We start from the raw sequence: 21,820 nt of genomic DNA, 5'->3' as shown, positions 1-21,820 counted from the left end.
GAAATATTAAATCCTAACGGCATTTCTCACAAAACCTGCAGGGCACGCTTGATCAGCTCCTCCACCCCGGCCGGCTCTCCCTCCGCCTTGACCAGCACCTTTTTCAGGGCGGTTTCAGCGGCGGGCCGGGCTATACCCAGGGCCAGCAGTGCATTTAACGCGTCCGTTTCCGTTGTATTGTGCTGGACGGAAGGAATATCTGGACCGCCCCCCGCGGTGAGCGATTTCCGCCCGAGCTTGTCCCGGAGCTCCACCACCAGTCGCTGTGCGGTCTTCTTGCCGATCCCCTTGACCCGCTCCAGGAGGGGCTCGTTCCCCTGGACGATGGCCCGCGTTATCTCCGCGGGCGGCAGTGACGAGAGCATCACCCGGGCCGTCGCTGCGCCCACGCCCGATACGCTGATGAGCTGTTGGAAGAGCTCCTTTTCCTCCTGGTCGAAGAATCCATAGAGGATGTGCGCGTCCTCCCGTATGAGCAGGACCGTCAGCAGGGTCCCTTTATCCAGACCCTGGATTTTCGCATAAGTATGAACGCTGATATTGACTTCGTATCCCACGCCCTGGATGTCAACCAGGACAGTTGTGGGTGTCTTCGCCGTAAAATTCCCCTTTAGATAGGCAATCATAATTGGTGAGCCGCTCGCTTGAAAACCAAAAATACCCTATTTCTCCTTACTTTTGATCCCTGTTTTCACACACAGGACATTGATTAAACAGATTGTATGCAAAAAGTCACCGCCGCGATCACGGCAATAGGTGGATATGTACCTGAATTTCGGCTTACAAACGCAGAACTGGAGAAAATGGTGGATACCACCGACGAATGGATCAGGACCCGTACCGGCATTGAAGAACGCAGGATTCTGAAGGGTGAGGGCCTGGGGACTTCGGACATGGTCGTCCCCGCCGTCCGGGAGCTCCTGGCCAAACGCGGAATCGGCCCCGAGGAGATAGATTGTCTGATCGTTGCCACCGTAACCCCTGACATGGTTTTTCCTGCCACTGCCAACCTCGTTTGTGACAAGATCGGCGCCAGGAACGCCTGGGGCTTCGACCTCAGCGCCGCCTGCTCCGGCTTCCTGTATGCGCTGAGCACCGGGGCGATGTATATCGAATCCGGACGGTATAAAAAGGTCGTCGTGGTGGGCGCCGATAAGATGAGCGCCATCATCGACTATTCCGACCGGGCCACGTGTATCATTTTCGGGGACGGCGCGGGCGCGGTGCTCCTGGAGCCCGATACCGAAGGTTTGGGCGTACTGGACTGCATCCTCAAAAGCGACGGTGGCGGCGCGCCGTATCTCCATATGAAGGCGGGCGGATCTCTCCATCCCGCGACGGTGGATACCGTGACCAACCGCATGCACTATGCCTACCAGGAAGGCAAGACCGTGTTCAAGTTCGCCGTCACCGAAATGGCCGAGGCGGCCGCCCAGATCATGGAGCGCAACCAACTTACCGGGGAGGACATATCCTGGCTGGTGCCCCACCAGGCCAACAAACGAATCATCGACGCGACTGCCCACCGGATGGAGCTTTCCGAGGACAAGGTCATGATCAACATACAACGCTACGGCAACACCACCGCCGGCACCATCCCGCTCTGCCTGTGGGACTACGAGCAACAGCTGAAAAAGGGCGACCTGCTGGTGCTGGCGGCTTTTGGCGGCGGATTTACCTGGGGGTCGATACTCGTGAAATGGGCTTACGATCCGGCGGCGCGTTCCTGACGCAAAACGTTTTTTATGCAAGACACACCCTTCCAACCATCGGGCTTCGGCTCCACCGCCGTACACAGCGGTCACGAGCCGAACTCCGCCTACGCCCACCTGGTTCCCATCTATGCCACCAGCACCTACGTATACGACAGCGCCGAACAGGGCATGCGCCGTTTCAGCGGGGAAGAGCAGGGGTATATATACAGCCGTTGGGGCAACCCTACCTTTACCGAAGCCGAAGAAAAGATAGCCGCCCTCGAAGCCTATGGAATCCCGGGGCTGGAGGTCAAGGGGCTCCTCCACGCCTCCGGCATGGCCGCCGTGAGCACGCTGTTGCTGTCAGTGCTCAAAAAGGGCGACAAGATCCTCTCCCACTATTCCCTCTACGGCGGTAGCCAGGAGCTGATGGAAGGGCTGCTCCCCGGTTTGGGCGTGGAAGCCATCATCACCGACCTGCGCGACCTCGACAAAGCCGAAGCGGCCTTCCGGAACGACCCGGCGATCCGCCTGCTCTACCTGGAGACGCCCGCTAACCCCACCATGCAGTGCGTCGACATCGCCGCGCTCACGGCCCTGGCCAAACGCTACAACTGCCCTGTCGCCTGCGACAATACGTTCGCCACTCCCTATCTCCAGCAACCGTTCCGGTATGGCGTGGACTTCATCGTACACTCCACCACCAAATTCCTCAACGGCCACGGCACTTCGATCGGAGGCATCCTGCTGGGCCGCGACATGGAACGCATGCAGGGCCCCGTATTCAAGACGCTGAAGCTGCTCGGGGGCAACGCCAACCCCTTCGACGCCTTCCTGCTGATCAACGGCCTGAAGACCCTGGAGCTCCGCATGGACCGCCACTGCGACAACGCCGAAAAAGTGGCCGCCTTCCTGTCGCAACACCCCGCGATCGCCCGTGTGAACTATACCGGACTTACCTCCCATAGCGAGCACGCCATCGCCTCGCGCCAGATGCGCCGCCACGGCGGAATGCTCAGCTTCGAGCTGAAGGGCGGGCTGCAGGCCGGCATCTCCTGTATCGATCGCCTGCAAATGTGTACCCGCACCGTCTCGCTCGGTACCTGCGACACGCTGCTCTGTCACCCCGCTTCGATGACGCACTTCAGTATTCCCAAGGAAAAACGGGAGCAATACGGCATCACCGACGGCCTGATCCGCATGAGCGTCGGTATCGAAAACGCCGTGGACATCCTGGCGGACCTCGACCAGGCGCTTTCAACCCGCACATGAAAGGCCCTCAACTATCGCACATGAGTATCACCATACGCCGTGCCACGGCCGCCGATTGTCCTCGCCTGATGGAGCTCGTCGAAGAGCTCGCCGACTTCGAAAAAGCCCCCCCCGGCGCTATTTCCAATACCCTGGAGCAGTTTACCGACAGCGGCTTCGGCCCCAACCCCGTCTGGTGGGCCTTCGTCGCCCTGGAAGACGACTATATCATCGGTTTCGGTCTCTACTATATCCGCTACAGCACCTGGAAAGGCCAGTGCCTCTACCTGGAAGACCTCATCGTCACCCAATCCAAACGCGGCCTGGGCGTCGGCAAGATGCTCTTCGACACCCTCATCCAGGAGACCCGCGACCGCGGCTTCCCCCGCATGGTCTGGCAAGTCCTCGACTGGAACGAGCCCGCAATAGCCTTTTATAAAAAATACGGCGCCTCCCTCGAGCCCGAGTGGGTCAACTGCATCCTCGCGCTCTAACCCTCCCGATTCTGACCCTCTAAACACGCGTGCGCAAGCCCGAAGGGGGGTAGGTGCCTCTTTTCCCCCGTTTTTTCCAAACATTTGGAAAAAACGGGGGAAAAGAGGCACCTACCCCCCTTCGGGCTTGCGCACAGCACGCTTAGGCGCGAGGAACAACGGACTATTGGAACCCGTCGGTGATCACGCCTTTGGCGATCTTGGCGACGAGCCCCTGGAGGACCTTCCCGGGCCCGACTTCGGTGAAATGCGTTGCGCCGTCGCGAACCATGGCCTCGACGCTTTGGGTCCAGCGGACGGCTCCGGTCAGTTGGGCTTCCAGGTTGCGTTTGATGACGGAGGGGTCGGTTTCGGCCGCAGCGGTGACATTCTGATAGATCGGACAGGACGGCGCGGCAAACGTAGTGCGCTCGATGGCGGCGCTCAGCTCCGCGCGGGCGGGTTCCATCAGGGGTGAGTGGAACGCCCCGCCGACCGGCAACACGAGCGCGCGCTTGGCGCCAGCGGCCTTTAACCGCTCACACGCTACTTCCACGGCGCGAACCGATCCGGAAATAACCAGTTGACCGGGGCAATTATAATTCGCGGGAACTACGGTCTCGCCGAGCTCCGCGGTTACCGCCGCACAGATTTCCTCGACCTTCGCGTCATCCAGCGCCAGAACGGCGGCCATGGTGGATGCGGAAATCTCGCAGGCTTTTTGCATTGCGGTGGCGCGGGCGGCAACAAGCGAAAGGCCGTCTGCAAAGGACAAGGCGCCGGCGGCGACCAGGGCGGAAAATTCACCCAGGGAATGCCCGGCTACCATATCGGGGCGGGGAGACTCCAGGGTGGTATAACAAATCACGGAGTGCAGGAAAATGGCCGGTTGCGTGACCCGCGTTTGCTTCAGGTCTTCATCCGTGCCCCCGAACATGATATCGGTGATGCGGAAACCCAGCAGGTTATTAGCCTGCTCGAACATATCCCTGGCCCGGGTGTGGCCCTCGTATAAGGCTTTTCCCATCCCGGAGAACTGGGCGCCCTGCCCGGGGAACACATACGCATGCTTCATTTGCTTAACATTTGGGCGACAAATATAAGGGAATTACCCTCGTAGCGGCGACAGCAGCGTATGCTGGCTAGCCGTATGGATATCACGCCACACGCGATTGATCTCCGCCCCCATGCGCATCATCTCCATACCCCCATAAGGATAAAGCGCATCCGCGCACCGCAACACCGTAGCCGCGGCCGTCCGTGCCACACGCCCGACGCCCGCCAGTAGCGCTTCGTCGGTGGGCGATGCCCAGGAAGCCCGCACCGCGGTATAATATTCGGATCGTATCCTTACAAGGTCCGCCGACGCCGCTTCATACACCGCGGGCATTTTGCGCTCCGCAAAAAGATCGAGGAAATGCCGCGCCATCCCCAGCATCGTCACACTCAGCACCGCTTCCGCCTGTTGCAAAAAGGGATAGTGATAGAGCGGCCCCTGCGCATGCGGGAACGGCTTGTCCACCGTAAAAGTGCGAGCAGCCGGTATATACGCGTCGGCGACGATCATGTCCTGGCTTGCCGTAGCCCGCAACCCCAGGCTCTGCCATCCATCCGACAACCGCACCTGGTCAGGCATCATGATTACCGCGCGTACGACGGGGTCGCCGGAGGGAGAATCGATGCGGCAGTTCGCCGTATACAGCGTCGCCTGCGGCGCCCCGGACGCATACCGCCAATGGCCGGAAACGCGATAACCACCGGGCTCCGGATTCGCCGTTCCAGCAGGGAATCCCGTCCCCGCGGCACACACATCGGGCCGCCCGAACAACGACAACGCAACGTCGTATTCTACAAACCCCGCAAAGAACCCCGCGCCCCCGCACAGCGCAAGCACCCATCCAAAGCTGCCGTCAGCCCACGAAGCGGCCTCCTGCAATTCAAGTAACGAGGGAAGATCGAATTCCAGACCGCCCACCGACCGGGGGATCAGCAGCCGCAGCCACCCCTGCTCCACGAGGATCGAGAACGCCGCCGGCGTCAGGCGGCCCAGCGCCTCCGAAGGCGCGGCCTCGGAGCGGATACGCACGAGCACATCCGGAGCGATAACCCGGCCGATGTCGTGCGGCTCAAAAGGGACGGTCATATCAAGTCCGCCGAAATCAGTTTGATAAATTCATTGCGCGTCTCCATGCGCTCAAACTCCCCCCAAAACGCAGACGTCGTCGTCACGGAGTTCTGCTTCTGCACACCCCGCATCATCATGCAAAGGTGCTTGGCCTCGATAACCACCGCCACGCCGAGTGGGTTGAGGGTCTCCTTAATAGCGTCCAGGATCTCGGTCGTAAGCCGCTCCTGTACCTGGAGACGCCGGGCGTAGACGTCCACCACCCGTGCGATCTTGCTGAGCCCGGTGATATACCCGTTGGGGATATAGGCGATGTGCGCCTTGCCAAAAAAAGGAAGGACGTGGTGCTCGCAGAGGCTGTAGAGCTCGATGTCCTTGACCACCACCATTTCGCTGATGTTCTCCTTGAACTTGGCCGATGCCAGTATCTGGCGGGCGTCCTGTTCATACCCCTGGGTCAGGAACTGCATGGCTTTGGCCAGGCGCTCCGGGGTTTTCAGGAGTCCTTCCCGGGACGGGTTCTCCCCCAGCAAGTTGAGGCATTGCTGGTAATTCTTCATCAACCCCTCGGTTATCTCTTCGTCGTACTGCTCTATCTTTTTGTAGGCCATTTCTGTAGTTTATGTATATATACGGTCTTAGGCCGGATAGGATACGAAGTTACGGTCCGTTTCGTAAAGCGTGACCTCCAGGTCCAAATCCCCGGGAAGCCGGGGCCGCAGCAGCCTGTAGATCACCATGGCGATATGCTCCGCCGTTGGATTGAGGTCCCTGAACTCGACCGTGTCCAGGTTCAGGTTTTTGTGGTCGAAGCGTTGGAGGACGGTCTCCTGGATAAGTTCGCTCAATACCTTCAGGTCCATCACGTATCCCGTATCCGGGTTGGGAACACCGGTCAGCTTCACGATCAGCTCGTAGTTGTGCCCGTGGTAGTGAGGCAGGTTGCACTTGCCGAACACCCGGGCGTTTGTCGCCTCGTCCCAGGCCGGGTTATGGAGGCGATGGGCCGCATTGAAGTGTTCCCGCCGGTAGACGGCGACTCGGTTCATATCCGCGGCGACTCGATTCATATCCATGACGGGGAAAGTTTATGCTCCAAAATATACTATGCTCCAAAATACTCCACGTAGATCCTCGGAGTTTCGTAAAGCTTGATGGCGTGCAGCCGCACGCCGGCCGGAATATGCGGCTCGAGCTGTTCCCAGATACCCTTGGCCAGGTTCTCGGTAGAGCACATTTTACCCGCCAGAAAGGGAACGTCCAGGTTCAGGTTCCGATGGTCCACCACATCCAGCACGTACGTTTTCACCAACCCGCTCAACACCTTTACGTCCATCAGGAAGCCCGTGTCTTCATTCACCTCCCCCTTGACGGTCACGTACAGGTCGTAGTTATGCCCATGCCAGTTCTCGTTGGCGCATAAACCAAAGACCGCCTCGTTCTCCTCCTTGCTCCACCGGGGGTTGTACAGCTTATGGGCCGCGTTGAAATGTTCCACCCGTGTCAGATACACCATCTTCCCTAAAAATTTTGGCAAAGGTACGACAGATGGGATAATTTTGCCACATGCGCATCCTCCTGGCCGCCGCTACCCCCTTCGAGCTGAAGGAGCCCCCCGCGGGGGTCCAAACCGTCATAACGGGTGTGGGTCTCGTGGCCGCAACCTACCACCTGCAAAAGGCCATCACCGAAAAACGGCCCGACCTCGTGATCCAGGCCGGCATCGCCGGGTGTTTCGACCCATTGTATGCACTCGGCAGCGTCATCGCCGTGTCCGAAGAAGTCATCGCCGACCTGGGTGTCGAAGAAAACGGGAGCTTTAAAAACCTCGCGGACCTCAGCCTCGCTAAGGATGATGGCCGGCTGCCCAACCCATACGCCGCGAAGCTGACCGACCTTCCGTCCGGCCGCAGCGTCTCCGTTAACGAAATCACCACCCGGCCCAACCGGATAAGCTGGTACAAAGAACGATACGATCCGCTCGTGGAAAGCATGGAAGGCGCCGCGCTCCACTATGTTTGTATTCAGGAAAACATCCCGTTCCTCCAGCTCCGCGCCATCTCCAACTATATCGGCGAGCGCGACAAAAGCCATTGGCGGATCGGGCTGGCGCTGGACAACTTGAATGCCGCACTAAAAACGCTGTTGACGCACTCATTAAAAAACGCATCACTATGACCCTTACGCTTGGCTTTTCCCCCTGCCCCAACGACACGTTTATCTTCGACGCCCTCGTCAACCACCATATCGACACCGGCGGCCTGGAATTCGACGTCCGCCTGGAAGACGTCCAAACCCTCAATCGCTGGGCGATGGAGGGCACGCTGGACCTGTCCAAGATCAGTTATGGCGTCTTACCGCTGATCACCGGGGAGTACGAGGTCCTGCAGTCCGGGGGCGCCCTGGGTAAAGGCGTAGGTCCCTTGCTGATCGGGAAAAACGACATACCTCACCTTTCGGAAAATATCGGAAACCTGACAATCGCCATCCCGGGGGAAAACACCACCGCCCACATGCTGTTTTCCCTGGCGTATCCCGGCGCCCGGAACAAAAAGTTCGTGCTGTTTTCCGACATCGAACGCATGGTGCTCGACGGCGACGTCGACCTGGGCGTGATCATCCACGAGAACCGCTTTACGTATCAGCAGAAGGGGCTCGTCAAGCTCGCGGACCTGGGCGAATATTGGGAAAAGACGACGCACAACCCCATCCCGCTCGGCGGCATCGTCGCCAAACGCTCCCTCGACCGGGATCTTGTCCGGCGTGTCGACGGTTTGATACAACGGGCCGTGGACTGGTCCTTTGCGCGCTACCCGGAACTGAGCGCCTATATCCGATCACACGCCCAGGAGATGGACGAGTCGGTGATGCGCCAGCACATAGATCTGTATGTAAACGATTTTTCGCGGAAACTGGGGCCCCGTGGGGAGCAGGCCGTGGAAACGCTCCTGGCGGTCTATCAGCAATTACACCCCGAAGTGACCCTGAACCGTCCCGTTTTCGCCGAGGCGGTGAGCGAGGTGCGCTAACGGCCCGGAAAACGCTACATGCCACCCCCTTTCACCGCCCGCGTATACTCATCGAGACAACGCCTGCGGGCGACCTCGTGGTCTACCATGGGCGCGGGATAGTCGAGGCTATCGAGTTCCGGCACCCACCGCCGGATATACATAAGGTCCTTGTCGAATTTCTTTGCCTGTAGCGTCGGGTTGAACACCCGGAACCATGGGGCGGCGTCGTTCCCGCTGCCCACGGCCCACTGCCAGCCGCCGTTATTGGCAGCCAGGTCGAAGTCCAGCAGCTTCGCCGCGAAATACGCTTCGCCCCACCGCCAGTCGATCAGCAGGTGTTTGGCCAAAAAGCTGGCCGTCACCATACGGACCCGGTTGTGCATATAACCGGTCTGGTTGAGCTGCCGCATCCCCGCGTCGACCAACGGATAACCCGTACGCCCTTCACACCAACGTTGAAAATCGGGCTCGCTGTATCGCCAACGGATGTGGTCATACGCCGGGTGAAAGGCCTTGCCCCGCCCCACGTGGGGAAAATGCCAGAGGATCATCTGGTAGAAGTCCCGCCATATCAGCTCGTTCAGGTATACCTCCCCGCGTCCGAGCGCCATCCCCGCCAGTAACCGTATGGATACCGTACCAAAACGCAGGTGCACGCCCATATGTGACGTACCGTTCTCCAGCGCGGGAAAGTCCCGCGTCTCGCCGTACCGCTCCACGAGCGAACGGGAGAGGATACGCGGCGGCCACGGCCTGCCGGTAGCGGAAAAACCCATCGACCCGAGCGACGGCAGCGGGAGGGCGGCCTGGCGGAAAAAGCCGCCCCAATATTTTTCACACGGATAAGGTTTCAGGTAAAAATCATTCACGAGGGCCTTCCATCGTTTGCTGTACGGCGTAAAGACCGTATAGGGACGGCCGTCGTCCTTGAGCACTTCTTCGCGGTCGAAGATCACCTGGTCCTTGTAGGTCCGCAGGCCCTCCACGCCCTTGTCGCGTTCCCGCGCATAGGGCTCGTAGTCGTGGTTCGCAAAAACGGCTTGTACGTCATAACGGTGGCGCCAATGCCGGAAGGCGTCTTCCGGCCGGCCATAGAACACGTCCAGGGTACTGCCCATATCCGCCAGCGTGCGCTGCATATCCTCGAGCGCGGCATAGATGAATTCTACCCTGGCGTCGCTTCCATCCTCGAGCCGGTCCAGGATATTCCGGTCGAAAATAAAGACCGGCACCACCGGGACGCCGGAACGAAGGGCGTGGTAAAGCCCCGCATTGTCCCGGAGCCTCAGGTCTCGCCGGAACCAGAAAAGGTGTACCGTGTTTTTCATATACCCGCGCTAAAGACATGCCCGTATTCCCGCTCCCCAAAACGCCGGACCCATCGCACACCGCGTATCGCATTGGTCAGAAATACCTCGTCCGCCTCCAGCAATGCCGGGGGAGTAACGGTTGCTTCCCGCACGGGGAAACGTTCCATCAACACCCGCCGGGTCACCCCGGCTACCCCCGCCTCGGACAACGGCGGTGTAAACAACTCGCCCGAACGCACCCAAAAAACATTACTGGTTGCCGCGTCGGCCACTCGTTCGTGGGCGTTTAATACCAGCGCCTCGTCCAGCCCCTGCGCCCGGGCCCAATCGGCGGCCAGGATATATACGAGATAATTGTTATGCTTTAGGTTAGAGAAAGCATCAAATGCTTTTCGTCCATGAGGATAGACGCCAATTTCCAGGCCATCCGCCGCCGGGGCGGTCGACAAAGGAAAAGTTTCGATGATGTGATGGACCGGCTCTCCCCTAAAAACGTTCAACCGCACCCGGGCAGAGGCGGAATGTCCATTCAAAGCGCTCAATTCAAGAATCGAATCCATCAGCCCCTGCCGCGAAAACGGCGCCGGAAGCCCCAACACCGAAAGCCCGTCCCACAAACGGTCGAAATGGAACGATGCATGCAGCAACTCACCGTCCCGCACCTTCATGGTCTCGAACAACCCATCCCCATACCGGAGCCCCCGGCTGGAAGCCCCTACCAGGAGCGTATCGGCCGGATAAAATCGGTTATCGAAAACGAGCTGCACTATTATCCCTCCAAAAGGTTGTGCTTGACGGCGTACAGTATCAAACCCGCCGTCGTCTTGATGTTCAGCTTGGCCTTGATACGGTCGCGGATGGCCTCGATGGTCCGGGGACTGGCATCCACCATATCCGCGATCTCGCGGGTGCTGCGCTCTTCGCACATCAACTTGAGGACCGTGATCTCTTTTTCGGAGAGTTTCGCCTCGGGCGAAGCGCCCTCCTGGATGGCCTGTTTTTTATTGCGGAGGTTGTCGATCAACGCCATATTGGTGGTAGCGTTGAAATGGAAGTCGTTATAATAACAATTGCGGATGGCCTCATAGATCGCCTCCAGGTCGGCCGTCTTGGTCAGATAGCCGTTGGCGCCGAGTTCCATCATTCTAGTGATCATGGAGTTATCATCATGCATAGACAAGACGACCACTTTCACGTCCGGAAAGTCGCGCTTGATCTCCTGCAAAGCCCCGATTCCGTCCATCAACGGCATTTGAATATCCAACAAAACCACGTCGGGTTTCTGGTATTTCAGCAAGTGCACGAGTTGAACACCATTGTCTGCTTCCGCCACGATACGGACGTCGGGCTTGGCAGCCAACGCAGTCTTGACACCGGCCCTGTACAAAACATGGTCATCGGCTATCACGACCTTAATCATTCGGCTTTCAGAGGTATGGTCCTGATTCTTTTCCATCTTCCAGAGTATTGCGCCCGCCGGCTGTGGCGCGGCCATCTTATTCTATCAACTTGTTTCTCATGCCGTAAACGATGAGGCCAGCTATTGTTTTGACCCCAACTTTTGCTTTCATATTCTGGCGGATACTTTCAATGGTACGGGGACTTAGGAACACCAATTTAGAGATTTCCTCGGTTGTTTTGTCTTCGCCAAGGAATTTAAGTATCTGTAGCTCTTTTTCCGAGAATTGAATCTGCTTGGGATAATGCTGCCGGACCGTCTTCTTGTGCTGCAATCTAAGCAAAACTGCCTGATTTACAAGATCGTTGAAGTAAAAGTCGTCGTTAACACACGTCAATATCGCCTCATATATCTCGTCCGGGTCGGTTGTTTTAGTGAGATAGGCATTCGCCCCGCTTTCCATCATCTTGGAAATCATCTGCTGGTCATCGTACATGGTCAGCACGATGATCTTTATATCTTCATTCTCCTTGCGAATCAATTGAATAGCGCTGATTCCATCCAATTCCGGCATCCTGATATCCATCAGCAGGACGTCGGGCATCTTGATCGCCATCTTGTGCATCAGGTCTTTGCCGTCATCAGCCTCCCATATTATCTTCAAATGAGGCTTTCCACCCAATGCCATCTTAATTCCCTCGCGGAAGATCCTATGGTCATCTGCTAACGCCAGCTTTATAAAATTATTCCCCGAAGCTGACATAGGATGATTTTAAGAGTTGCAAAATAAAAACCTTATGCATACGTTTTTAAATTGGATCGAATTTTATTTACACGCCCGTATTTCTACGATCCCCCCACCGCAATTCTCCCATTTTTTGGCGTATTAACTTCACTATCAAAATTGAGCGGTTTTGCTCTTTTGACGTTTTAGCAAACCCTTTACATTTGTGTAAGTAATGAAGAAGTTAGTGAAAAAACTGTTTTGATCCTGTTCCTTGAAAACCACTGTTAAAATCCCGTATCCGACTATCCAATCCTGTGAGAACGATCCGTGTCCAATCTCTATGAAACCGAAATTGTCAAACTAACCCATTGAAGGCGAGCCCGAACCGTTCAAATGAACGGTAGCCCGTCGTTTTAATCCGTGTCCTATGGGAGAAACGTTGGTAGTCATGCCCAACAAACTTACCCCAGCAAGGCCAGCTAGTTCTTAGCTGGCCTATTTTTTTGCCCCGGACCTGCTAAAACTGAACCCCAGTTTTGCACATTTTTTACACTCCAGGGTTTTAACGGTCAGATTTCAGGTGGATTTACTTAGATGTTTTACGGAAATTAGGACAGTAAAATTACGGTGTATGTCCCGTACAACCCCGCTGTTTTAACTTCGTTTTTGTCCGATATCCGCCATCTTAACTATTGTATACCAGCCACTTATAAACTACTACAACAAGACATTTTGGAGTGTATGCTCTTGTACATTCTTGTTTTTATTGGGTATTTCGATGCACATTACTCATTACCCACAAACTGAATCCCATGACAAAGAATGTACAAGAACCCGTGATGGTTGCCCGTCCTTTTAGCGCTTCTGTTGGTGAAAACATCGGCGCCGAGCTCGGTGCTAAAATGGTCAAAAACTACTACGACGCAAACCCTGAGCAGGCCTATGGTCACCTGATCGGCCGCGACATCCTGGAACAGCTCCTTGCTCAACCTGGCTGCGCTGGTCTGAGCATTCATCCCGGTTATGAAGAAGGCTCCAACGTCCGCACGCTCGTCTTCGCTGCCGTTGATGTTGACGGTCAGCAGATTCTGAAATATACGACAGTTACCGAAAGCGGCAACATTCAAATGAACGATGGGATCGTAGTCGACCACATCATCACCACCTTCAACGGCGATTCTGCTACCACTTCTAGCTGGTTCTAAAATAAGCACTTACCTTACGGAATTTGTGTTATTGAAGCCTGATATGCTATATTTGTATAAATTTAACATATCAGGCTTCTTCTTAAAATCTTAGGATACACATCCAGGGTTTCACTCCTGATACTCATAGCCTATTTGCTTTTAACCTGGAAACGCTACAGGGGCAAGGGGATATGGGTAATTTTATTGTACCTGTGTTACAGCGTGGTGACCGAATTGATAAACACTTATTACAACATAGTCTACCACGACACCTCCTATTTGAACTTCAACGTATTCGACATTGTAGAATACTGTCTACTTTCCTGGTTTGCTTACATTCTTATACGGAGTAAACGGCTCCGGTACATCATTCTGGGCCTTTCTTCAGTTTTTCTCGTCATAGCGATATCGCGTATTTTCAAACCGGTCTTCAGCACGCAGGTCGATTCGTTGACGAATGTCCTGGAGTCGATCCTGCTGATTATTTACTCGATTTTCTACCTCTTCGAGCAGATCCGGAAACCGGATCACATATTTTTTTACTCTATACCGGAATTTTGGTTTATTGTTGCCATTCTTTTATATTTTAGCGGGACTTTTTTCATAAACCTGTACGCACAAGGTAAACTTGAAAGCGACGAATCTTTCCAACTCCAGTATTCGGTGATTAACACCGCCTTCGACATCCTTAAGAATCTACTTTTCGGCGTAGCTATGATGGTAAAAGGTGGCGATCAAAGCAACAAGATATCGAGAATAGATTTTAATAACCTCGATGAGCACCTGAACCTTAACCGTTAACTGCATTACCCCTGGAGTAGGTAAGAATGATGTTTTTGCAAATCAATTCGAGCGACGGGCATAGTATACCTTATATCCTGTACTTCGGTACCTTGGGCATGTTTACCTTAGCCATAGCCCTGGTTGTCTTTATCGTCTTTTACCAGCGCAGGATCATTCAATACCAGATGAAGATGCAGCGTATGGAAGAGGAGCAACAGAAGCTCCTGCTGGCCGCTTCCATACAGTCCCAGGAAGAAGAACGGCAACGTATAGCCGCCGACCTTCACGACGACGCCGGCCCGCTGCTGGCCACCGCCCGCCTTTACCTCAACGAGAACCTCGTACACCAGGAGGTCACCACGCAGCTGCAGGCAATCTTCAGCGCCAAGCAGATCATAGACGAAGCCATACAACTGATACGGAACATCTCGCACAGCCTGATGCCTTCCACGTTGAAGAACTTTGGATTGGAGTCCGCCATAAACGACGTATTTCAAAAGATAAACGGTTCGGGGTCCATCAACGCCAGCTGCCGCTTCCACGACTATCGCCGCCGGCTATCCACGGAGAAGGAGCTGTTGCTTTTCCGGATCATCCAGGAGCTGATCAACAACACCCTCAAGCACAGCCATGCCAGCTTCATTCACCTGATCCAGGGCCGGAACAACGACCAGTTTTTCATCCGCATCCACCACGATGGCTATGGCATCACCCAGGATACCTACGAGAAGTACAAGATCATTCCCGAGGGGCTCGGGTTAAAAAATATACACAGCAGGGTTAAAATCTTGAAAGCAAACATTACTTTTGAGAAAGATCCATCTCAGACATATTTTAAAATATCGATCGAGCTACCCCTGGAAGCGCCTCTCTAATGATGATGAGCACCTGACGACTGCAACCTGGAGAACATAATATTATGGCCAATATAAAGGTGGCTATAGCGGACGACCATCAGATATTCCGGAAAGGGGTAATTCTGTCGCTTCGCCACTATGCCAACATTCAATTTGTACTGGAGGCGAGCAACGGTGAGGAGCTGTTAAAAGGGATTTCAACCACGGATACGGACGTGGTCTTGCTTGACCTCAGAATGCCCGTTAAGGACGGCATCGAAACCACGAAGTGCCTCGCCAGAGATTATCCATATATCGGGGTGATCATCCTCACTATGTATGAAGACGAGCGTTTCGTAACCCACCTCATGGAGAATGGCGCCAACGGCTACCTCCTCAAGAGCGCGGACCCCGCCGAAATAAAACGGGCCATCATCGAAGTAAAAAGTAAGGGATACTACCTGAATAACTACGTCAACCGGATCCTCCTCCAAAAGTCCCACTACCGCGTAAAGTTCACCCCATCGCTGCACACGGAAATCGTCCTCAACGACAAGGAGAAGCAGGTGATCAAGCTCCTCTGCATGGAGCTTACGGCCCAGGAAATTGCCAAGGAAATGGGGATCAGCCCCCGAACCGTCGAAGCCATCAAGGACCGGCTGATGGACCGTTTTGGCGTCAAGAACTCGGTCGGCCTGGTTTTCTTCGCGATGAAGAACGCGCTCATCGACTAGCCATTTCCGGCACGTCCCCCTCGATCGTCAGCTTTCCCAACGTCTTAGCCTTTATCTCCTCCACGCTCACCCCAGGCGCCCGCTCCAGCAGCCGGAAACCAACCCCGGGTACCACGTCCAGCACGGCCAGCTCAGTCACCACCTTTTTGACACAGCCCACCCCCGTCAGCGGCAGCGTGCAGGCCGGGAGCAGCTTCGATTCCCCCTTCGGGCTGGTATGCATCATGGCCACGATGATGTTTCGGGCGGAAGCCACCAGGTCCATGGCGCCCCCCATCCCTTTGACCATTTTCCCGGGGATCTTCCAGTTGGCGATGTCCCCATTCTCGGAGACCTCCATCGCGCCCAGGACGGTCAGGTCTATCTTGCCCGAACGGATCATCCCAAAACTTTCCGCGCTGTCGAAAAACGCGCCGCCGGGAAGGACGGTCACTGTTTCCTTACCCGCGTTGATCAGGTCGGGATCGACCGAATCTTCGTCCGGATAAGGTCCCATGCCGAGTATCCCGTTCTCCGATTGGAGCATGATGGTCATCCCCTCCGGTATGAAATTGGCCACCAGGGTCGGGATACCGATCCCCAGGTTTACGTACATGCCGTCCTTCAATTCGAGGGCGATCCGTCGGGCGATGCCGAACTTATCCAACGCCATAGTCCTATTGTTTTGAAAGCTTTTGCAGGTTTTTGTCAAAATGCGCGGAGAGCCGTGGATTTAAGTCGTCCAGCGTCCGGAAGTGTTCCCGGAGCATGTCCATGGCCCGGGCAAAGGCTTCCGGCCCTTCCCCCAGGAAACGGATGGCGTTTTCCTCGCCCAGCCGCCGGTCTTCTTCCCAGTCCTCTACGTCGTCCATCAACAGGAACGCCCCGATCAGAGCGTACCAATGACCCAGGAAAGCGCGCGTGGACGTCTCGTCCATCTCCAGGTCGCACAGTGAAAAAAGGAAGGTATCCGCTCGGTTGAGGGGAGGGATGGGGTGCCCGAAGGGTTCCGCCGGCCCCTCCCTGAAATAGCGCTCGAGCGATGTCCACAACCAGGGGTTTAGTACCGACCCCCCCATAACGGTCCGGCAGTTCTCCACGTGGGCGCCTCCTGCCAACGCGTCGAATTCAACCTTCCCGGCGCTGTCCAGGACCCGTTCCATGCGTTGTATGTGCGCTTCGTCCAGCAGGGCTTTCTTATCCACCCCCAACCGGAATAGTATGTCGTATACCAGCGGGATAAAAAGGAAACCGGTACCGATCGCTACATACAGGTGCCTGTCCTTCCAATACCGGTTGTTTTTGGGCACGTCGCGGTCCACGAAGAATTTGGCGATATCGGGGTCTATGTCGAGCTGCTGGGTCAGGAACCGGATGCTGGTGAACATGGTATGGAGATGGTTTTGCGTTCGATGCGTTTGGCGTAGTTCCGGCCCTGGAAGACCCGATGGACGTAAACGCCCGGGACGTGGATGTGGTCCGGATCGAGCGCGCCCACCGGGACCAGCTCCTCGACTTCCGCTATGGTGATCTTGCCCGCCCTGGCCATGGACGTGGAAAAATTGCGCGTGGTCTTCCGGAAAACGAGGTTTCCCATGGCGTCTCCCCTCCACGCCTTGACCAGGCTGAAGTCGGCGTGCAGGGCGAGCTCCATGAGGTACATCTTGTCGCCGAACTCCCGCGTTTCCTTTCCGATGGCGACTTCGGTACCGAAACCCGCGGGGGTGAAAAATGCGGGGATGCCCATACCCGCCATCTGGATGCGCGTAGCCAGCGTTCCCTGGGGCACCAGGTCTACCTCTAATTCACCGCTCAGGAGCTGGCGTTCGAATTCGGCGTTTTCCCCGACATAGGAGCTGATCATCTTCCGGATCTGGCGGCGCTTGAGCAGGAGTCCTAAGCCAAAGTCGTCCACGCCCGCGTTATTGGAGATACAGGTGAGGTTCAGGACGCCCTTGTCCACCAGGGCGGCGATACAGTTTTCCGGTATGCCGCAGAGGCCAAAGCCTCCCAGCATCAGCGTGGCACCATCCGGTACGTCCTCGATGGCCGCGGCTGCGTTTTCAAAGATTTTATGCATACAGCAAGCAGTTAGCGAATTAAAGATCGGCGGGTTTACCCGTGGGGGTCTTAGGGCCAGGTTTCGGTTTGGGCGGCGGCGTCGTGCCCGGTCGCTGCGGCATCCCCGGCGGATGAAAGCCACCTGGCGGGCTGAACCCCCCGGGCGGATGTCCACCGGGAGGGTGTCCACCAGGAGGGTTCACTGGCGGCGTAGGATGCCCGAGCGGCTGGTTTCCCCGGTACGGTGCAGGATGCCCCGGAGTACCCGTCGGCGGACCTTGCCTTAACGCCCGGCTTTTCATCTCGACAAGCGAATCGACCATCTTACGAAGGACATCCGGCTGTCCCATGTAGTAGGTGTAGCTGTCGTTAAAATCCGACCGGGTGACGTGGTGTGCCCTGAAAATATCGGTATAGAGCGACGCGTAGGCCGTGTCGTGCCGGTAGTTGGTGTCCAAGGCGCTTCGGGTCTCGTTATAGGCGTCCGCCTCGAACATCTCCCACATCAATGTCTGCATCGTATCCTGTGGGATGGGTATCCGGCCCGAGGCCGTCCTGCCCTTGCAGGCGGCGCCGAGGATACAACAAAGAAGCAACCCCGCTGCGTACTTCCTCACTTCATTAATTGTTTGTACTTATTGATGTTGCTTACGTCGAGCCGCTGGAGCAGGTCAAGCGCCCTGGCCTTGTCCTGGCCGTCCGCCCGGGCGAAGAGGTTGCCCAGCTCGGTCGACTTACCCTGGAAAAAGAACTGTCGTATGGCAGTGCCGGGCGTCTCCTGGTTGATATTGTCCATATCGGTCAGCGCCGCCAGCACGCCTGACCGCGCCTTGGATTCATCCGAGGTCATCTGGTCCAGGCCTTGCCGGTAGTATTGATAGTACATGTCGTGGAGCAACGAGTATTTCGAGTTCTGGAGGTTCTCGGCCAGCCAGTACCGGTTGACGGTCCCGTCAAAGGCGGTCCATCCCTTGACACCGCTCCCGTCCGGGGCATTGTTGACGATGTTCCATGCCTTTTGAAAATAGGGGTCCCCCGATTTCAAGGCAAAGGATTCGTCGTCGAACCCGACGATGAGGTACGCATAATAGGCGAACAGCGCGGTTAAGTTGGCGGCCAGCGGATCGGTCCCTTGTACGCGGTTGTCGTCGAACAGCAGGGAGGTAAACAGGACGTATTTGAACTGGACATCGGCGTCCTGGTAGTTGATGAGGGGGGAATTATAGCTGGTGCCGTAAATCGGCCGGGCCGCCTGGACCACCAGCGTGCCGGTATATGTATCGACGTCCGGCGAGCCCGTCAGGGTCAGCAGAAAGGAACACTCGATCTTTTCATTGGCCTGGTAAGCATCGCCGGTCCACTTGCGGTTATTGAGGAAATCGGACAAACCCGTTTGCAGCGCCTGGAACACCCTCCGGTCTACCGTGGTCGGCAGTCGCGCGCCCGATACGGATACCTTGGCCTGCAACTCCTGGCCCAGGGCCGGCCTAAAGAAGGCCAGGGCGAGCAATAACAATGCTGTTTTCACATTCATCGCAAAACGGTTTTACGGCTCTCCAGCGTATGCACGATGACATCCGCGATGTCCCGGGCCACCGCGTCCTTGGACTTGAGCCCAAAGGAATGCTCCGTACCCTGCCGGTCAAAAATAGTGATTTTGTTGGTGTCGTACCCAAAGCCGGCTCCCGCGTCACGGAGGCTGTTGAGGACGATCAGGTCGGCGTTCTTGGCTTCCAGCTTACCCAGGGCATAGGACTTTTCATCCCGCGTCTCGAGGGCAAAACCTACCAGGAGCTGATCGCCATGCTTGGCTGCGCCCAGCGCCTGGAGTATATCTTTTGTCTTGGTCAGCTCCAGCGCCCAGGTGCCGGGTTGCTTTTTGATCTTCTCCTCCGCTACCGTGACGGGCGTATAATCCGCTACCGCGGCGGCCATGACGCCAATATCCATCGCCGGCCACCGGGTCACACAGGCATCGTACATCTCCGAGGCCGTAAGGACGTCGATCACCTCCAATCCCGGAAGCGATGGCCGCTGCGTTACCGGGCCCAGCACTAAGGTAACTAAGGCCCCCTTGTCCGCCAGCGCCATAGCCAGAGCTATCCCCATTTTACCCGAGGAGTGATTCCCTATAAAACGTACCGGATCGATCGGCTCGTGGGTGGGGCCGCCGGTGACCAGCACCCGCTTGCCCTGTAGCGCCTGTCCGGCGTGAAAGAATGTCTCCAGCCACGCAAGGATGGCTTCCGGCTCCGCCATACGTCCATCCCCCACCAGGCCGCTGGCCAGCTCCCCGCGGACCACCGGGATCACCCTGTTGCCATAGGAAATGACCTTGGCCAGATTCTGGCGCGTGGCTGGATGATGCCACATATCCTCGTCCATCGCCGGCGCCAGCACCACCGGGCAGGTAGCGGACAGGTACACGGCCAGCAGCAGGTTGTCGCACTGCCCCGAAGCCATCTTCGCCAGCGTATTACAGCTGAGGGGCGCCACGACCATCACGTCCGCCCAGCGTCCCAGCATCACGTGGTTCGCCCAGGTATCCGCTGTCGCCAGGTCGGTCAGCACCGGCCCCTTCGACAGGGTCCCCAGCGTCAACGGGGTGATAAATTCCCCCGCCGCCCTGGTCATCACAACCCTGACCTCCGCCCCCGCCTTGACCAGCAGGCGCACCAGCGTAGCCGTTTTATAGGCGGCGATGCTGCCGGTGATCCCCAATAATATCTTTTTGCCTTGTAGCATAAGCGTCTTGTATAAACGCCACAAGCGGCGCCGTTTGTATACGCACCGCTTGTGTAAAGGTAGTTATTTTCGACAGCCGTCGCCGGCCCAGGCAGCCTTCGCGTCCCTGGCGGCTTCCGCCGCCACACCGGCCCTAGCTGAACAGGTCGTTGTCGTTCTTCCTGTAGTAGATCTTGTTCTCCAGGAATTCCTGGGTCGCCAGCAACGCCGGGTTCGGCATCCGCTCGTAGGCCTTGGATATCTCGATCTGCTCTTTATTCTCGTGCACTTCTTCCAGGCTGTCCGTATGGCTGGCGAATTCTTCCAGCTTGCTGTGCAGTTCCTCCTTGATCACGATGTTGATCTGGTTGGCCCGCTTGGCTACAATGGCGATAGACTCGTACAGGTTCCCTGTCTTGTTCTTGATGTCTATCACATTCCGCGTTTCTGCAACGTTGGGCGTATTAGCCCCCAGCTGCCTCCTTAGCTTGCTCATTCAGTAGCTCCTTTATTAAGTTTTCAGATAAAATATTGAAGTGTTTGGCTTCCGGAAGCAGTTTGGATTCAGGAAAACGGTCCACCATATCCCGGTATTCCGTCTCCACCGTCTCGTAACGCTCCTTCTGCTTCCACTCCACGCTGATCTTGGCAAATTCGTAGTCCGACCTTACCACCATCAGCTTGTAAAAATCCCCTTTCTTGGAGTCGGGGTAGTCTTCCAGGACCTGGGCAAAAGTGATCGCCGCCGCCCTGAAATACCCGATGTTGAAATACAATTGCGCCGCCTGTTCTTCTTTATCCTCCAGCTTCTGCCGGCAGATGTCGATGATGTTGCCTGCTTCCTTTACCCGGGGCGATGTAGGGTGCATGTTGATGAACGCCTGCATGGCCCCCATGGCCTTCTCCGTATTGCTCTGGTCCAGCTCCACCTTCGGGGATTGCTTGTAGTAGCAATACGCCCGCATAAAGTCGACTTCTTCTACCATCTCGCTCTTCGGATAGGACTCGATGAATTGCTTGAAAATCCCCTCGGCGCTCAGGTAATCCTCCAGGTAATAGGCGCAGTATGCATACTTGTACAGCATGTTCTCCGCCTCTTCCGTCCCCTTATAAATCGGCAACAATTCCTCGAACAGCTGCTGGGCGAAGTTGTACTTCTTCTTTACAAAATATTGCTCCGCCATGCGCAACTTGTAACTGTAGTCGTTACTCTTCTGAACCCTGGAAAACGGTGAACAACCGCCCAAAGTCAACAAAACCGGTACCATAAGCAAAAGCCCGATGCGCTTCATCATAAAGGACTGCAAAGTTACTGAATTTCGCCAAAAATGTGGTTAAAATCCCTTCCCACCAAATTTGCGTCCCTAAATCTTTCCCAAATCCCTGTCCCGCAAACGTCTCGGTCTATTCGGTGTCCGCCCCCGCGCCTCCCCAAGCGCGTAGGCGTCGCGGAGTGGGGTTGGATGCCTCTTTTACCCCGTTTTGCGAAACGTTTCGCAAAACGGGGTAAAAGAGGCATCCCACCC

At 56.3% G+C, this 21,820-nt stretch carries 26 protein-coding genes; 8 read left to right on the top strand and 18 right to left on the bottom strand.

Going from position 1 to position 21,820, the window contains the following annotated elements; genetic code table 11:
• Window positions 1–26: 26 nt before the first annotated feature.
• Entirely contained in the window at window positions 27–626 is a 600-nt protein-coding gene (ruvA, locus tag VL547_RS17525; RefSeq protein WP_325580260.1) for a Holliday junction branch migration protein RuvA, read from the bottom strand.
• Between the two features lie 96 nt (window positions 627–722).
• Here ruvA and VL547_RS17520 point away from each other — a divergent pair, with 96 nt between their 5' ends.
• The 3 genes from VL547_RS17520 to VL547_RS17510 are packed head-to-tail and all read left to right on the top strand — an operon-like array spanning window position 723 to window position 3,439.
• On the top strand, window positions 723–1,730 hold the full coding sequence (locus VL547_RS17520) for a beta-ketoacyl-ACP synthase III (RefSeq protein ID WP_325580258.1): 1,008 nt from the start codon (window positions 723–725) through the stop codon (window positions 1,728–1,730).
• A 15-nt stretch (window positions 1,731–1,745) separates the two neighbouring features.
• Window positions 1,746–2,966 carry a PLP-dependent aspartate aminotransferase family protein gene (locus tag VL547_RS17515; protein ID WP_325580256.1) on the top strand — a complete coding sequence of 407 codons (1,221 nt, stop codon included), beginning with the start codon at window positions 1,746–1,748 and terminating at the stop codon, window positions 2,964–2,966.
• A 20-nt stretch (window positions 2,967–2,986) separates the two neighbouring features.
• Window positions 2,987–3,439, top strand: a complete 453-nt coding sequence (locus VL547_RS17510) for a GNAT family N-acetyltransferase (RefSeq protein ID WP_325580254.1) — start codon at window positions 2,987–2,989, stop codon at window positions 3,437–3,439.
• 163 nt (window positions 3,440–3,602) lie between these two features.
• On the opposite strand, the gene fabD is transcribed toward VL547_RS17510, so the two are convergent.
• Genes fabD through VL547_RS17485 form a run of 5 tightly spaced genes read right to left on the bottom strand, consistent with a single transcriptional unit; the run spans window position 3,603 to window position 7,059 of the window.
• Window positions 3,603–4,493, bottom strand: coding sequence for an ACP S-malonyltransferase (gene fabD, locus VL547_RS17505; RefSeq protein ID WP_325580252.1), 891 nt, complete (start codon window positions 4,491–4,493; stop codon window positions 3,603–3,605).
• A 33-nt stretch (window positions 4,494–4,526) separates the two neighbouring features.
• The gene (locus VL547_RS17500) at window positions 4,527–5,561 is read right to left on the bottom strand and encodes a hypothetical protein (RefSeq protein WP_325580250.1); all 1,035 of its coding nucleotides are present in this window, start codon (window positions 5,559–5,561) and stop codon (window positions 4,527–4,529) included.
• Window positions 5,558–6,154, bottom strand: a complete 597-nt coding sequence (folE, locus tag VL547_RS17495; RefSeq protein WP_414648342.1) for a GTP cyclohydrolase I FolE — start codon at window positions 6,152–6,154, stop codon at window positions 5,558–5,560. Before folE ends, VL547_RS17500 begins: the two co-directional genes overlap by 4 nt.
• A 27-nt stretch (window positions 6,155–6,181) precedes the next feature.
• Window positions 6,182–6,619, bottom strand: coding sequence for a 6-pyruvoyl trahydropterin synthase family protein (locus tag VL547_RS17490; protein WP_325580247.1), 438 nt, complete (start codon window positions 6,617–6,619; stop codon window positions 6,182–6,184).
• 29 nt (window positions 6,620–6,648) lie between these two features.
• Window positions 6,649–7,059, bottom strand: coding sequence for a 6-pyruvoyl trahydropterin synthase family protein (locus VL547_RS17485; RefSeq protein WP_325580245.1), 411 nt, complete (start codon window positions 7,057–7,059; stop codon window positions 6,649–6,651).
• A 50-nt stretch (window positions 7,060–7,109) separates the two neighbouring features.
• Here VL547_RS17485 and mqnB point away from each other — a divergent pair, with 50 nt between their 5' ends.
• Together mqnB and VL547_RS17475 are read left to right on the top strand one after the other, a co-directional pair.
• Window positions 7,110–7,721 carry a futalosine hydrolase gene (gene mqnB / locus VL547_RS17480; RefSeq protein ID WP_325580243.1) on the top strand — a complete coding sequence of 204 codons (612 nt, stop codon included), beginning with the start codon at window positions 7,110–7,112 and terminating at the stop codon, window positions 7,719–7,721.
• Window positions 7,718–8,572 (top strand): 1,4-dihydroxy-6-naphthoate synthase, encoded by an 855-nt coding sequence (locus VL547_RS17475; RefSeq protein ID WP_325580241.1) that lies wholly within the window; start codon window positions 7,718–7,720, stop codon window positions 8,570–8,572. Before mqnB ends, VL547_RS17475 begins: the two co-directional genes overlap by 4 nt.
• A 14-nt stretch (window positions 8,573–8,586) precedes the next feature.
• Here VL547_RS17475 and VL547_RS17470 read toward each other — a convergent pair whose 3' ends face one another.
• From VL547_RS17470 to VL547_RS17455, 4 genes are read right to left on the bottom strand one after another with little or no spacing between them, the layout of a single operon-like run.
• Window positions 8,587–9,882 carry a deoxyribodipyrimidine photo-lyase gene (locus tag VL547_RS17470; protein ID WP_325580239.1) on the bottom strand — a complete coding sequence of 432 codons (1,296 nt, stop codon included), beginning with the start codon at window positions 9,880–9,882 and terminating at the stop codon, window positions 8,587–8,589.
• A complete protein-coding gene (locus tag VL547_RS17465; RefSeq protein WP_325580237.1) occupies window positions 9,879–10,631 on the bottom strand; it encodes an aminotransferase class IV in 753 nt (250 codons plus the stop codon). Before VL547_RS17465 ends, VL547_RS17470 begins: the two co-directional genes overlap by 4 nt.
• A gap of 2 nt (window positions 10,632–10,633) precedes the next feature.
• Window positions 10,634–11,320 (bottom strand): response regulator transcription factor, encoded by a 687-nt coding sequence (locus tag VL547_RS17460; protein WP_325580235.1) that lies wholly within the window; start codon window positions 11,318–11,320, stop codon window positions 10,634–10,636.
• A 40-nt stretch (window positions 11,321–11,360) separates the two neighbouring features.
• Entirely contained in the window at window positions 11,361–12,026 is a 666-nt protein-coding gene (locus VL547_RS17455) for a response regulator transcription factor (protein WP_325580233.1), read from the bottom strand.
• Window positions 12,027–12,802: 776 nt separating this feature from the next.
• Here VL547_RS17455 and VL547_RS17450 point away from each other — a divergent pair.
• From VL547_RS17450 to VL547_RS17440, 3 genes are all read left to right on the top strand, one after another.
• Window positions 12,803–13,195 carry a hypothetical protein gene (locus tag VL547_RS17450; RefSeq protein ID WP_325580232.1) on the top strand — a complete coding sequence of 131 codons (393 nt, stop codon included), beginning with the start codon at window positions 12,803–12,805 and terminating at the stop codon, window positions 13,193–13,195.
• Window positions 13,196–14,076: 881 nt separating this feature from the next.
• Window positions 14,077–14,835 carry a sensor histidine kinase gene (locus tag VL547_RS17445; RefSeq protein ID WP_325580230.1) on the top strand — a complete coding sequence of 253 codons (759 nt, stop codon included), beginning with the start codon at window positions 14,077–14,079 and terminating at the stop codon, window positions 14,833–14,835.
• A gap of 44 nt (window positions 14,836–14,879) precedes the next feature.
• Window positions 14,880–15,530 (top strand): response regulator transcription factor, encoded by a 651-nt coding sequence (locus VL547_RS17440; protein ID WP_325580228.1) that lies wholly within the window; start codon window positions 14,880–14,882, stop codon window positions 15,528–15,530.
• On the opposite strand, the gene VL547_RS17435 is transcribed toward VL547_RS17440, so the two are convergent.
• From VL547_RS17435 to VL547_RS17400, 8 genes are all read right to left on the bottom strand, one after another.
• Window positions 15,520–16,182: a 3-oxoacid CoA-transferase subunit B gene (locus VL547_RS17435; protein ID WP_325580226.1), complete on the bottom strand. Its 663-nt coding sequence runs from the start codon at window positions 16,180–16,182 to the stop codon at window positions 15,520–15,522. The two genes, VL547_RS17440 and VL547_RS17435, sit on opposite strands and share 11 nt — an antisense overlap.
• Before the next feature lie 4 nt (window positions 16,183–16,186).
• A complete protein-coding gene (locus tag VL547_RS17430; RefSeq protein WP_325580224.1) occupies window positions 16,187–16,897 on the bottom strand; it encodes a hypothetical protein in 711 nt (236 codons plus the stop codon).
• Window positions 16,873–17,589, bottom strand: a complete 717-nt coding sequence (locus VL547_RS17425; protein ID WP_325580222.1) for a CoA transferase subunit A — start codon at window positions 17,587–17,589, stop codon at window positions 16,873–16,875. The genes VL547_RS17430 and VL547_RS17425 overlap by 25 nt, the downstream gene beginning before the upstream one ends.
• A gap of 19 nt (window positions 17,590–17,608) precedes the next feature.
• Window positions 17,609–18,187, bottom strand: coding sequence for a DUF4296 domain-containing protein (locus VL547_RS17420; RefSeq protein ID WP_325580220.1), 579 nt, complete (start codon window positions 18,185–18,187; stop codon window positions 17,609–17,611).
• A complete protein-coding gene (locus VL547_RS17415; protein WP_325580218.1) occupies window positions 18,184–19,104 on the bottom strand; it encodes a DUF4835 family protein in 921 nt (306 codons plus the stop codon). Before VL547_RS17415 ends, VL547_RS17420 begins: the two co-directional genes overlap by 4 nt.
• Entirely contained in the window at window positions 19,101–20,315 is a 1,215-nt protein-coding gene (coaBC, locus tag VL547_RS17410) for a bifunctional phosphopantothenoylcysteine decarboxylase/phosphopantothenate--cysteine ligase CoaBC (RefSeq protein ID WP_325580216.1), read from the bottom strand. The genes VL547_RS17415 and coaBC overlap by 4 nt, the downstream gene beginning before the upstream one ends.
• Window positions 20,316–20,448: 133 nt before the next feature.
• Entirely contained in the window at window positions 20,449–20,790 is a 342-nt protein-coding gene (locus tag VL547_RS17405; RefSeq protein WP_325580215.1) for a DNA-directed RNA polymerase subunit omega, read from the bottom strand.
• Complete coding sequence (locus tag VL547_RS17400; RefSeq protein ID WP_325580213.1) at window positions 20,759–21,589, bottom strand: outer membrane protein assembly factor BamD; 831 nt, start codon at window positions 21,587–21,589, stop codon at window positions 20,759–20,761. The genes VL547_RS17405 and VL547_RS17400 overlap by 32 nt, the downstream gene beginning before the upstream one ends.
• Window positions 21,590–21,820 lie beyond the last annotated feature (231 nt).

Source organism: Dinghuibacter sp. (assembly GCF_035492835.1).
Taxonomy (GTDB): domain Bacteria; phylum Bacteroidota; class Bacteroidia; order Chitinophagales; family Chitinophagaceae; genus Dinghuibacter.
Note: the sequence above shows the minus strand (reverse complement) of the source record. Positions and strands in the feature narration are given on the sequence as shown.

Coding starts and splice junctions, on each gene's coding strand:
- VL547_RS17400 (WP_325580213.1), bottom strand. CDS start 21,589: ATGATGAAGCGCATCGGGCTTTTGCTTATGGTACCGGTTTTGTTGACT.
- VL547_RS17475 (WP_325580241.1), top strand. CDS start 7,718: ATGACCCTTACGCTTGGCTTTTCCCCCTGCCCCAACGACACGTTTATC.
- VL547_RS17450 (WP_325580232.1), top strand. CDS start 12,803: ATGACAAAGAATGTACAAGAACCCGTGATGGTTGCCCGTCCTTTTAGC.
- ruvA (WP_325580260.1), bottom strand. CDS start 626: ATGATTGCCTATCTAAAGGGGAATTTTACGGCGAAGACACCCACAACT.
- VL547_RS17520 (WP_325580258.1), top strand. CDS start 723: ATGCAAAAAGTCACCGCCGCGATCACGGCAATAGGTGGATATGTACCT.
- VL547_RS17425 (WP_325580222.1), bottom strand. CDS start 17,589: ATGCATAAAATCTTTGAAAACGCAGCCGCGGCCATCGAGGACGTACCG.
- VL547_RS17510 (WP_325580254.1), top strand. CDS start 2,987: ATGAGTATCACCATACGCCGTGCCACGGCCGCCGATTGTCCTCGCCTG.
- VL547_RS17515 (WP_325580256.1), top strand. CDS start 1,746: ATGCAAGACACACCCTTCCAACCATCGGGCTTCGGCTCCACCGCCGTA.
- VL547_RS17430 (WP_325580224.1), bottom strand. CDS start 16,897: ATGTTCACCAGCATCCGGTTCCTGACCCAGCAGCTCGACATAGACCCC.
- VL547_RS17500 (WP_325580250.1), bottom strand. CDS start 5,561: ATGACCGTCCCTTTTGAGCCGCACGACATCGGCCGGGTTATCGCTCCG.
- VL547_RS17460 (WP_325580235.1), bottom strand. CDS start 11,320: ATGGAAAAGAATCAGGACCATACCTCTGAAAGCCGAATGATTAAGGTC.
- VL547_RS17485 (WP_325580245.1), bottom strand. CDS start 7,059: ATGGTGTATCTGACACGGGTGGAACATTTCAACGCGGCCCATAAGCTG.
- coaBC (WP_325580216.1), bottom strand. CDS start 20,315: ATGCTACAAGGCAAAAAGATATTATTGGGGATCACCGGCAGCATCGCC.
- VL547_RS17405 (WP_325580215.1), bottom strand. CDS start 20,790: ATGAGCAAGCTAAGGAGGCAGCTGGGGGCTAATACGCCCAACGTTGCA.
- VL547_RS17490 (WP_325580247.1), bottom strand. CDS start 6,619: ATGGATATGAATCGAGTCGCCGCGGATATGAACCGAGTCGCCGTCTAC.
- VL547_RS17445 (WP_325580230.1), top strand. CDS start 14,077: ATGTTTACCTTAGCCATAGCCCTGGTTGTCTTTATCGTCTTTTACCAG.
- VL547_RS17470 (WP_325580239.1), bottom strand. CDS start 9,882: ATGAAAAACACGGTACACCTTTTCTGGTTCCGGCGAGACCTGAGGCTC.
- VL547_RS17455 (WP_325580233.1), bottom strand. CDS start 12,026: ATGTCAGCTTCGGGGAATAATTTTATAAAGCTGGCGTTAGCAGATGAC.
- fabD (WP_325580252.1), bottom strand. CDS start 4,493: ATGAAGCATGCGTATGTGTTCCCCGGGCAGGGCGCCCAGTTCTCCGGG.
- folE (WP_414648342.1), bottom strand. CDS start 6,154: ATGGCCTACAAAAAGATAGAGCAGTACGACGAAGAGATAACCGAGGGG.
- VL547_RS17440 (WP_325580228.1), top strand. CDS start 14,880: ATGGCCAATATAAAGGTGGCTATAGCGGACGACCATCAGATATTCCGG.
- VL547_RS17435 (WP_325580226.1), bottom strand. CDS start 16,182: ATGGCGTTGGATAAGTTCGGCATCGCCCGACGGATCGCCCTCGAATTG.
- mqnB (WP_325580243.1), top strand. CDS start 7,110: ATGCGCATCCTCCTGGCCGCCGCTACCCCCTTCGAGCTGAAGGAGCCC.
- VL547_RS17415 (WP_325580218.1), bottom strand. CDS start 19,104: ATGAATGTGAAAACAGCATTGTTATTGCTCGCCCTGGCCTTCTTTAGG.